Below are 10,470 nucleotides of genomic sequence, written 5' to 3'. Positions count from 1 at the left end.
CGCGCTCCTGGGGCGCTGCCTGCCTCGGGCGCGAGTTCGGCGATCCTTGCGCTTACAAATGAGTGTTGTGTTTAACTTCCGCCAAGGGGTGCACGGTGAGGCCAGTCATGGAAGAAATTCTAGATCAGTTAATCATGTGCCGAGAGGGGGAGGGACAAGCCCATCATGGCATCCATCACTTGCTGGCTGAGTTCAGAGACGGCTTTGCCATCGGTGTAGTGATTGACCATGAGGGCGTAGCAGTATTCCTGGCCTGATTTGGTTTTGGCATAGCCGGTGAAGGTGCGGATGCCGGACATGGCACCGCCTTTCCAGGTGAGACCGTCTTTGGTGAGGAGCGAGGCTTTGTAGGCGGCGCCTTGGGGACCTTTTCCGGCGAAGTATTGCAGGCGGGCGAGATCCAGCGGGCGGATGAAATCGGCGCGGGCGAGGCCGCAGCCGTCTTCCATGCGCAGGTCGATGAATTCGAGGCCGCGTGTCTTCCAGTGTTCGCGGATGACTTCAGCGGATGGTTTGCCAGCCTTCAGGCCGAGCATGCGGAAGACGCATTCGGTTTCTTGATTGTCGGAGGTGGCGTGAATGCTTTTGATGATGTCGAGCAGCGGTGGGGAGTCGTGTTTGAGCAATGACTGAGTGGCGGGGGCGGTGCCGGCAGTGCCGCCCACTTGGATGCCGGCGGCCACGAGTGCGGCGCGGAAATGATGTGCGGCAAAACGTGCGGGGTCTGGCACGGCGCCTTTGGACTGAAATTTTGCGGCCCCCAGTGGGATGGTACCGCGCAGATGGATGGCGGTGGTGCTTTCGCCGCCATGGATGATGACGCCATCGCCGGAATCAGCGGGGCCGGTGGTGACGTCGTTTTTCCAAGCGGCATCGGGGATTTCGAGATTGATGCCGAGGAGTTCGGCTGGGGAACCGACTTCTGGACCGGCGCGAAAGACGACGATGTAGCGGTTGTGATTGAGGTTGAGGCCGGAGACGCCGCTGCCGTAGCCGTTGCCGATGTCTCCCCAGTTCCAGAAGTCGTTGTAGAGACTGCCGGTGAAGATGCTGGCGTCTGTGCGAATGCCGCCGGTGATGCGGGTGACGCCGCGCTGTTTTAAATCGGCGGCCCAGGATTTGAGATCTTCGAGTTTTAACATGGGATCGCCACCGCCGAGGATGACGAGATCGCCTTTGATGATGCCGGCCTGGATGGGGGCGGTCGATTTGAGTTCGGTGGTGAAATGGAATTCAGGACCGAGGATTTCCAGCGCGGTGGCGGTAGTGAGGGTTTTGAAGCTGGAGGCGGGGATGAGGGCTGTTGTGGCATTCTCATCGATCACGACTTCGCCTTTGCTGTTGAGGAGCGAGAAGCCGATGGCAGTGCCGGAGAGTTCGGGAGTCGCAAGGGCGGCACGCAGCATTGTGGCGATGGGACTCGGGGGAGGAGTCGTGGGCACGAGAGGCTGGATGGGCTGGACGGGCTTTATCGGCGGTTCGACCTCATAGCGGTCGATGAGCAAAGCTGTCAGAGCCGAAGCGAGCAGGAGGATGAGGATGTTTTTCAACATGGGTCGAGTGTAACCGGAATCGGGGCAGCGCCAAGTGGGGTGCTGCAAAACTGGAGGGAGGCAAAGGCGGACGGATGGTAAGACTCAGGCAATTGCAAAAATAGATGTCAGACCGGATTGAGGCGAACGGCGCTGCGTCGGGTGATACCTTCTGCGCCATGAGAGAGTGCATTCGGCCTGAACTTTGTTCATGCGCAAGCCCTGCGCGTGTGTTCTTCGCTTGCCGGATCACGGGAGGGGACTAACCTCGGCGTCATGTTCGAATTGGACCCCGAAAAATGGACCATGCAGGGAATCCTGTGGGGCTTTTTTGTTTTCGGAGCGCTGATTGCAGGCGTTGGGCTGATATGGGGAGTCAGCACGGCATGGTTTCTTTACAGCGCTGAAAAGGCCAGCGGAGTGATCGTGGATGTGGTGGCCATTCGGAGCACGCGCAGTCCTGGGGAATCCCAGCACGCGAAGCAGGTGACCAGCTACTACCCGGTGGTGGAGTTCCGTGATTCTCGAGGTGTGGTGAATCAGGCGAAATCATCGCGGGCGGCGCGTTCGGATCATTTCAAGCGGGGTGATGAAGCCGTCGTTTATTATGATGCCGAAAATCCTGAGCAGGCATTCATCCAGGACACATGGATGCTGTGGTTTGCCCCAGGGGTGATTTTGGGCGGAGGACTGATCTGGATGCTGGCGGTGTGGGGCATGCTGATCTTCATGAAACGATTTGATGATGGATTCACCCAAGCCAAAGCGCGGTTTTACAGCCAAGTGGCTGCCGCAGACCCAGCGAAACCCGACAACGACTCCTCCCGCCGATGAAGCCCGAAAAAGTGAAGTTCATGCTGATGGCGGCCGATATGAAGCGGGCGGTGAGTTTTTACCGTGATGTGATGGGCCTGGAGGAGATTTTCGTGAGCGATTTCTGGAGCGAGCTGAGGTTTGGGGATGCGATCATCGCACTGCATGGCGGGCATGATGGATCGCGGAATCCGACGGGGCTGAGCTTTCAGTATGAGGATGTGCTGGCGATGGCGGAGACGATTGCGACGGGCGGAGCGAAGATTTTGCAGTCGCCGCAGCAGCGGGAGGGTGAACCGATTTTGCTGGGGGTGTTTCGGGATGCGGAGGGGAATGAGGTGTTTATGACGCAGTATGTGGGGTGAATGACGAGGAAGCGGGGTGGTGGGGCAGCCCTGCTGTGCCGGTGCGTTTTGCGGGTCCCCTTCCCCGGTGAGTTCGGCTGGGATTTTCATTTCCGCCCTGCTCATTGCATCTCGTGGCTGGCGTATTATATGAACTGCCGATGCACACCACCTTCATTCCCACGCTTGATGCCCTGCCGGCGCGTAAAACGCCGCTGATGGAGAGGTTTGCGGGGTTGCTGGAGGCGAAGGGGCCGACGCAGATCGAGGCGATGGCGCGGGAGTCGCGGATGATCACGCGGCGGAATTTTGGGCGGACGATGCGGCTGTTTGCGCCGCTGTATGTTTCCAATGAGTGCGTGAACAACTGCAGCTACTGCGGGTTTTCACGTGATAACAACAACATCCTGCGGGTGACGCTGACGATTGAGCAGGTGGTGACGGAGGCGAGGCATCTGGTGGCGCAGGGGTTTCGCAACATTCTGCTGGTGGCGGGTGAGCACCCGAAATTTGTGAGTGATGGCTACCTGGAGGAATGCATTCGGGCGATTCGTGAGTTTGTGCCGACGATTGGCATTGAGGTGGGGCCGATGGAGGATCCTGAGTACGAGCGCATGGTGAAGGCAGGTGCGGAGGGCCTGGTGGTGTACCAGGAGACATATGATCGCGGTCTGTATGCGGACATGCACACGGCGGGTCCGAAGAAGGATTTTGAATGGCGGCTGGCGTGCCCGGAGCGTGGGTATGCGGGCGGGTTTCGGCGCATCGGCATTGGGGCTTTGTTTGGCCTGAGTGACTGGCGGCTGGAGGCGCTGCGACTGGCGGCGCATTTGGAGCATCTTTACAAGCACTGCTGGAAGGCGAGCTTTACGGTGGCGTTTCCACGGCTGCGGCCGGCGGCGGGTGGGTTTACGCCGATGACTGATTTTCCGGACTGGGCGCTGGTGCAGACGATCTGTGCGTTTCGGATTACGTTCCCGGAGGTGGGGATTATTTTGAGCACGCGTGAGTCAGCGCCGCTGCGTGATGCGCTGGCACCGCTGGGTATCACGGTGATGAGCGCGGGCAGTCACACGGAGCCGGGTGGATACACGGGTGCGGGGAATGATGACCTGCATCTGACGGTGCGTGGGAAGCGCGTGGAGGTGGAAGCGACGGAGGAGACCAAGCGGGCCGAGGGGCAGTTTGGGATCGCGGATCAGAGATCGCCGCAGAGTGTGGCGGAGATGCTGAGGAAGCAGGGGCTGGATCCGGTTTGGAAGGATTGGGATGCTTCGATTTTGGCGACCACGATGACTGCCTAATTTTTTGAGAAGACCATGAAAATTACTTTGAATGGAGAGAAGCGTGAAGTGACGGAGCCGCAGACGGTGGGATCGCTGCTGGAGAGTCTTGGACTCGGGGGCAAACCGGTGGTGGTGGAGCAGAATCAGGTGGCGCTGCTGCCGAGGGAGATTGAGGGGGCAGCGGTGAGCGAGGGGGATGTGATCGAGGTGGTGCAGATCACGGCGGGGGGGTAGAGGGGTCAGATCAGTGGCTAGTTGAGCGATGCAGGGGGTTACCGAAAGCAGCAGGCATGCGGCGGGGCTTGTTGCAGACGCTGCTGGTGGTCGCGTGGTGTAGCGTAGTGCTGGGTTTGCTTCCCGTTTTTGTGACGATAAACTCGCTAAAGCTCGGCATCCATGGGCTATAATACGGAAGGCCGTTGGCCTTCAAGGCTGGCTGGCTCGAAGTTTGTAGTGATTAATCTCACGATGTGTGAAAACGTGGCCAGCGTGTCAGGTCTATTGAGAGAGACGATGAAGGGCGAACGTGGAACTCTTGAAGCACTTGGGTGAAGCGGAGCAGTAAGATCGAGGACCCATTTTCGCTAAGCAAGCCGAGTTCGAGCAGGAGGACGACTGGCCTAGCGGGCGACGCCGGAATAGCCGTGGCCGCTGGAGCAGAGGCGGAAGAGGTGGTTGCAGACTTCGTGGGCGGAGAGGATGCCGGTGCGGGGGAGGGAGTCGAAGTCGCCGATGAGGACGGGCCAGTCGGCGCGGTCTTCGGGGATGCGACCGTGGGAGCCTTTGACGAGGGTGGCATCGAGGGGGATGACGTCCATGAGCATGCGCTGGCCGAGGGCTTTTTTGGCGAGCTTGCCGGCGATCTTGAGCTTGGGCCACTTGATGGTGGGATCGAGGAAGAGTTCGGCGGGGTCGTAGCCGCACTTGCGGTGGATATCGACGCAACGGGCGAAGTCGGGGGCTTTTTTGTCGTCCTGCCAGTAGTAGTAGGTGAACCAGCTTTTGGCGTCGGCGATGGCGATGAGGTCGCCACTGCGTTCGTGGTTGAGGCCGAAGAGATGCTTTTCCATTTTGCCGAGGACCTGGGCGACGCCGGGGGTGGCTTCGAGGGCGGCGCGGACCTGCGGAAGGATGCTGGGATCGTTGAGGTAGATGTGGGCGATCTGGTGGTCGGCGATGGCGAAGGCTTTGGAGCCGCCGAGGTCGAGGGTTTCGCGGCCGAGTTCGTCTTTGATGTTGAGCCAGCCTTTCTCGCGGAAGACGCGGTTCAGGTGGACGGGCTGCTCGACGTTGGTGATGCCGTATTCGGAGAGGAGGACGACTTTGATATTCCGGGTCTCGTAGAAGCGGATGAGATCGCCGACGACGTTGTCGATCTGGCGGAGATCGGAACTGATTTTCTCCATGTCGATGCCGACGCGCTGGAGATTGTAGTCGAGATGGGGGAGGTAAACGAGGGAGAGACCGGGCCAGTGTTTTTCTTCGATCCATTTGGCGCTTTCGGCGATCCAGATGGAGGATTTGATGTCGGAGCCGGGGCCCCAGAAGTGGCGGAAGGGAAAGGGGCCGAGGTCTTTTTTGATGCGATCCCGTAGGGGCATCGGGTGCGTGTGGATGTCGAAGACTTTGCGGCCATCGGCGGGATAGAGCGGGCGCGGGGTGATGGAAATGTCCGCGGTGGAGTACATGTTGAACCACCAGAAGAGCTTGGCGCAGGTGAACTGGGGATCGACGCGGCGGAGAGCCTCCCAGAGTTTTTCGCCGTGCATGAGCTGCTCGGGCTGCTTCCAGAAGCGGTGCTCGGCGTAGTCGCGGTCGTACCAGCCATTGGCGACGACGCCGTGATCGCGGGCGAGTCTGCCGGTGAGGTAGGTGGCCTGCGCCGTGCAGGTGACGGCGGGGAGGACGGGCTCGATGAGGGTGGAGCGATTGCGCTCGATGAAGGCACGGATGGCCGGGGTGTGCTCGCCGATGAGCCGGGTGGTGAGGCCGACGACGTTGAGGATGGCGGTGCGCTGCATGGCTCGCTAAGTTGCAAGTTTAAGGTTTCAAGTTTCAAGTTGTCTGAACGAATCGGCGCTCAGGCTGAACTTGGAGCTTAATAGAGCATCGCAGCGATGACGTAGGCGATTTTGCAGATGAAGTGCAGGGCCTGATCCTGGGTGAAGGTGGTCTTGTTTTCGCATTTGGCGAAATCGATGAGCCAGTGCAGGACGAACTCGATGGAACCGAGGATGAAGCAGCCGGTGATGGCCCAGACTGCGGCGGCGTGGAGGAGGCAGTGGGCGGTCATGCACCAAGGCCAGATCTGCACCGGACGGGTGGGATCCTGAAGTTTGGTGAGAAGGTGCCGGTTTTTGCAGGTGGAGAGAAACTCACCCTGCATGGGGTAGTCCATCAGCGCATGGCCGGCGAACAGAAGAAAAATGACCTGGATGGCTTCCAGCCAAGTGTGCGGAGGAAATGGCAGCAGGCCAGACATGAGGAAGTTTTCCATCGTGAAAGGAGGACTGCAACGCACGAGTCATTCATGCGCAAAGCGATCCGCCTCACAGATATGAATCAGGCGCTGTAGAAGGCGGCAATCTTCTCATTCACCGCGCGGAGACGATGTGAAATGGTGCGACCGACACCGATGAGCAGCCAGGCAGCGGCACGTGGGTATTCGTTGATGTAGCTTTCGAGGGTTCCGCCGTCGATGCGCCAGACCTGGGAAAACTCGACAGCGGTCACGCTGGCGCTGGCGACATTGGGGTCGAGCAGGTTGATTTCTCCGATGGTTTCGCCCTTTTGGATGGAACCGAGCAGTACTTTGTGGCCGCCGCGCATGGCGGTGGCGTGGAACTTGCCGGAGACGACAAAGAAAAGGCTGTTTTGCTGCTGACCTTCTTCGATGAGGTGCTGACCCGGTTGGACGGGGAGGAATTCGCCGTAACCGCTGAGAATGTCGCGGTCTTCGTCGCCAAGAGGTTCGAGGATGCCTTGGGCCGGTAGTTTTGGGGACGAGAGGGAGCTCATGGGAATCGGGTAGGTTGAATTAAGCAGTCTTTTTTAAGCGGAGATGCCTAGAATGGCAAGCACCGCGAGCAGGAAGCGGTGGAATCAAGCCCGAAAGTCTGAAATTGTTCCATCGGCGGAAAACTAGCCCTGGGGCATTTTTCCGATAACCGTTCATTCGCACAAGCGTAGTATGTACGTCCTAGATTTTGCTGGATTTCTAAGGGCATCGGTTCAAAATCGTCACCCTCACTTCAACCCGCCAACCTGCCCCTATTCCATGTCCGACTCTTCCTCCTCCAAATGCTGCAGCAGCCTCAGTTACGATTTCGCTCATCTTCTGCTCCGCCTTTGGGTTGGCATGCGTCTGTTCATGGCAGGCCTCGACAAATTTCGCTGGGGCAACGGACCGACGGTGAGCTTCGGCCTCGAAAATTATCCGAAGAAAACCGGCCCCCTGGCCAAGCTGATGTCTGACAATAGTTTCATGCCTGAGTGGGCGTGCAATGCCTTTGCCTCCAGCATTGGCTACATTCTTATCCCTGTCGGCATCTGGGTCGCGATTGGCATTTTCACTGAGTTCGGACTTCTCGCCGCTGGCCTGGTATTCCTCTCCTTGGGTCTGGGACTCGCCGCGCTGCCGGATGACACGGAAGTCGTCAGCAACATTGGCCTTTCGATTCTCATCGTGGCAGCCGCACTTGTGACCGCGAAGGCAAAAACCTTCTCGATCGACGGCCTCCTTTGCCGCAAGAAGGCATAACAACGACTGCACGTCGTCATTTGGCAGTGAACCCACGCGCCTGATTGCACCTATGAATTCCCAGCCCCTTCCCTCCTCTCCAGCGCCGCTGTCCCGTTTCATGGACCGTCGCGGCTTCCTCCGCACCAGTGCTCTGACGAGCAGCGGAATCTATCTCGCCACCAGCAAGAACGCGGTCGCGCAGGCCAGCGAAAAAGGCCGCACGGTCAAGTGTGCGCTTGTTGGCTGCGGTGCTCAGGGCAATGCCCTGCGTGTGGCCTCCAAAGACGTGCCCGGCATCCAGTGGGTGGCGATGTGCGACATCTGGAAGTTCTCGATCGCCAAGACGCGTGGTGGCTTCCTGGGTGAAAACAAGGCTCAGCTTGAAGGCGACATCAAGGTCTATGAAGACATCAACGAGATGCTGGACAAGGAGCCGTCGATTGAGGCTGTGTTCATCGCCACGCCAGACTTCATGCACGCTCCGTATTCGCGCCTCTGCCTGGAAAAGGGCAAGCACGTGTATTGCGAGAAGATGATGAGCAACACGATCGAGGGAGCACGCGACATGGTGCGCGCCGGCAAGGCGAACCCCGGGATTTTCCAGATCGGCCATCAGCGCCATTCCAATCCGCGCTACATCAACCTGCGCGACAATGTGATCAAGCCCGGCAAGATGCTGGGCCGGATCACCCACGCGTATGCGCAGTGGAACCGTGGTGTGTCCGGCAGCGCCCCGCAGGGTGCGGTGAAGGGGTATGACATCTCCCAGGAAGTGCTGACCAAACATGGCTACAACAGCTTGGAAGAGTACCGCAACTGGCGTTTCTTCTCCAAGTATGGAGCGGGCCCGCTGTCCGACTTGGGCGCGCATCAGATCGACATGTTCAACTGGATGTATGAATCCACACCTGTTTCGGTCATTGCCTCCGGCGGGGTGGACTACTTCGATGGCACGGAAGGCCGCCCGAAATTCGAACTGCCTGACAACATGATGTGCATCTACGAATTCAATACGGCAGCCGGAGCTCTCCGCGCCTACTATCAGGTGCTGACCACCACGGGTTCCCAAGGTGCCTATGAGAAGCACATGGGCGTCGGCGGTACGGCCATCATCTCCGAACTCGACACGAATGGCAACCAGCTCTACGCCGAGCCCGGCCAGGACTGGGAAGCTTATGCGCTGGGTGACAACCCGCCGATCATGAAGGCGGCGGACAAGGCGAAGAACAAGTTTTGGGAGCAGCCGCGTGACTGGGAAAAGCCGAAGCCCCCATCCTATGGCGCAGTCAGCGTGGCAGACGTGCGCGAGAGCAAGGCGCTGGCGCAATGGGAACTGGCCAGAAAACTCAAGGTCAAACCGCATACGCCGCACGTGGCAAACTTCATCGAGGCGGTGCAGATGAAAAATCCTGCGCACCTTACCTGCAACGTCGTGGAGGCCTTCAAGGCCTGCGTCACTGTGCTCAAGGCCTACGAGGCCAAGGAGGCAGGTGGCAAATACATCTTCAAGCCCGAAGACTTCCAGGCCTGATCTGCCTCGAAAATTCCACACTCACTTAACATTCACTCCATTTCCCCATGAAAAACACCCTGCACATCCTCACGGGCCTCGCGCTCGTCCTCACGCTTGCTTCCTGCGGCAAGAAAGAAGAAACGAAAGCCGGCGCTGCGGCAGACGCTGCTCCTGCAGTTCCTGCTGGTGACCTGGTCGAGATCGCACTCGAATTTCCGAAGCCCATGTTCATCGGTACGCCGGTGCCTGCTGAGCTGCCGAACCTTGAGAAGGCCGACCCTAGCAAGGTGATCAAGACCATCATGGTCCCAAAGGGCACCACCAACCTTGCCAAAGGCAAGACGGTGACCAGTTCTGACACTGCGCCGATCATTGGTGAACTCAGCCTCGTGACCGACGGTGATGCCGACGGTGCTGACGGTTCCTTCGTTGAACTGATGCCAGGCAAGCAGTGGGTGCAGATCGACCTGGGTGCGGAGTCCAACCTCTACAAGATCGCCATGTGGCACTACCACAAGCAGGCCCAGGCCTACATTGACGTGGAAGTACAGGTGTCCAACGATCCTGAGTTCAAGACGGGTGTGACCACCCTGTTTAACTCCGACCACGACGACTCCTCCGGCATGGGCAAGGGCGGCGATCCAGCCTACGTCGAGACCAATCATGGCCGCGTCATTGATGCCAAGGGCACCAAGGCCCGTTATGTGCGTCTCTGGAGCAACGGCAACACAAGCAACGACATGAACCACTACTGTGAAGTTCAGGTCTATGGCACGCCTGCGAAGTAAGCTGGGCTGACTGATTGAATCATAACCGCCATGCAGGGTTCCTGCATGGCGGTTTTTTTGTACTGCGAGATTGGGAGGATGCCGCGCATGCATGGGGGATCTATCGCGGCATGTGAGCGGCGGAGCGGCTTGCAGACGCTGCTGGGGAACGCGGCGTGCGTAGAAGTCGCTGGGTTTGCTTTCCGGACAGGTGGGCATTGACCCAGGGCGGCCTCGCCTAGGCTCGGCATGCCCTGGGCTGCGATAGACCGCACCTTTGGTGCTGAGAGAAGACAGTTGCAGTATGAACGAGCATCACATCTTAAATGAGTGCCATTCCTGCCGGGAATGAATGGCCTTCGGTTATAGCATTTTCCGAAACTGATTTCGGAATGACGCGTGTGGAGGCACTCATGGCTCATGAGCTTTGAAAGCCGTGGAAACTTTCGGTTTTGCCGCAAAGGGGCGGAGAG

General features: G+C 58.8%; 11 protein-coding genes. 7 read left to right on the top strand and 4 right to left on the bottom strand.

Going from position 1 to position 10,470, the window contains the following annotated elements:
- Positions 1 to 128: 128 nt before the first annotated feature.
- Positions 129 to 1,553, bottom strand: coding sequence for a D-alanyl-D-alanine carboxypeptidase/D-alanyl-D-alanine-endopeptidase (gene dacB / locus PSV43_RS12025; protein WP_300197129.1), 1,425 nt, complete (start codon positions 1,551 to 1,553; stop codon positions 129 to 131).
- A gap of 255 nt (positions 1,554 to 1,808) precedes the next feature.
- Between dacB and PSV43_RS12020 the strand changes: the two genes are divergently transcribed.
- The 4 genes from PSV43_RS12020 to thiS all read left to right on the top strand — a co-directional run bounded on the left by PSV43_RS12020 (position 1,809) and on the right by thiS (position 4,209).
- Positions 1,809 to 2,366, top strand: coding sequence for a DUF3592 domain-containing protein (locus PSV43_RS12020; RefSeq protein ID WP_300197126.1), 558 nt, complete (start codon positions 1,809 to 1,811; stop codon positions 2,364 to 2,366).
- On the top strand, positions 2,363 to 2,710 hold the full coding sequence (locus PSV43_RS12015; protein WP_300197123.1) for a VOC family protein: 348 nt from the start codon (positions 2,363 to 2,365) through the stop codon (positions 2,708 to 2,710). The genes PSV43_RS12020 and PSV43_RS12015 overlap by 4 nt, the downstream gene beginning before the upstream one ends.
- A 113-nt stretch (positions 2,711 to 2,823) precedes the next feature.
- Positions 2,824 to 3,993 (top strand): 2-iminoacetate synthase ThiH, encoded by a 1,170-nt coding sequence (gene thiH, locus PSV43_RS12010; RefSeq protein WP_300197120.1) that lies wholly within the window; start codon positions 2,824 to 2,826, stop codon positions 3,991 to 3,993.
- A gap of 15 nt (positions 3,994 to 4,008) precedes the next feature.
- The gene (gene thiS, locus PSV43_RS12005) at positions 4,009 to 4,209 is read left to right on the top strand and encodes a sulfur carrier protein ThiS (RefSeq protein WP_300197117.1); all 201 of its coding nucleotides are present in this window, start codon (positions 4,009 to 4,011) and stop codon (positions 4,207 to 4,209) included.
- Between the two features lie 386 nt (positions 4,210 to 4,595).
- Here the strand turns inward: thiS and PSV43_RS12000 are convergent, their stop codons facing one another.
- The 3 genes from PSV43_RS12000 to PSV43_RS11990 all read right to left on the bottom strand — a co-directional run bounded on the left by PSV43_RS12000 (position 4,596) and on the right by PSV43_RS11990 (position 6,993).
- Positions 4,596 to 5,996, bottom strand: a complete 1,401-nt coding sequence (locus PSV43_RS12000; protein ID WP_300197114.1) for a nucleotide pyrophosphatase/phosphodiesterase family protein — start codon at positions 5,994 to 5,996, stop codon at positions 4,596 to 4,598.
- A 77-nt stretch (positions 5,997 to 6,073) separates the two neighbouring features.
- Positions 6,074 to 6,457 (bottom strand): DUF3307 domain-containing protein, encoded by a 384-nt coding sequence (locus PSV43_RS11995; protein ID WP_300197111.1) that lies wholly within the window; start codon positions 6,455 to 6,457, stop codon positions 6,074 to 6,076.
- 80 nt (positions 6,458 to 6,537) lie between these two features.
- Entirely contained in the window at positions 6,538 to 6,993 is a 456-nt protein-coding gene (locus PSV43_RS11990; RefSeq protein ID WP_300197108.1) for a cyclic nucleotide-binding domain-containing protein, read from the bottom strand.
- 259 nt (positions 6,994 to 7,252) lie between these two features.
- Between PSV43_RS11990 and PSV43_RS11985 the strand changes: the two genes are divergently transcribed.
- Genes PSV43_RS11985 through PSV43_RS11975 form a run of 3 tightly spaced genes read left to right on the top strand, consistent with a single transcriptional unit; the run spans position 7,253 to position 10,018 of the window.
- Complete coding sequence (locus PSV43_RS11985; protein WP_300197105.1) at positions 7,253 to 7,735, top strand: TQO small subunit DoxD; 483 nt, start codon at positions 7,253 to 7,255, stop codon at positions 7,733 to 7,735.
- Positions 7,736 to 7,787: 52 nt separating this feature from the next.
- A complete protein-coding gene (locus PSV43_RS11980; RefSeq protein WP_300197102.1) occupies positions 7,788 to 9,248 on the top strand; it encodes a Gfo/Idh/MocA family oxidoreductase in 1,461 nt (486 codons plus the stop codon).
- 47 nt (positions 9,249 to 9,295) lie between these two features.
- Positions 9,296 to 10,018 (top strand): discoidin domain-containing protein, encoded by a 723-nt coding sequence (locus PSV43_RS11975; protein WP_300197099.1) that lies wholly within the window; start codon positions 9,296 to 9,298, stop codon positions 10,016 to 10,018.
- Positions 10,019 to 10,470: the final 452 nt, after the last annotated feature.

Source organism: Prosthecobacter sp., assembly GCF_029946185.1.
In the GTDB taxonomy this organism is placed as follows: domain Bacteria; phylum Verrucomicrobiota; class Verrucomicrobiia; order Verrucomicrobiales; family Verrucomicrobiaceae; genus Prosthecobacter.
Note: the sequence above shows the minus strand (reverse complement) of the source record. Positions and strands in the feature narration are given on the sequence as shown.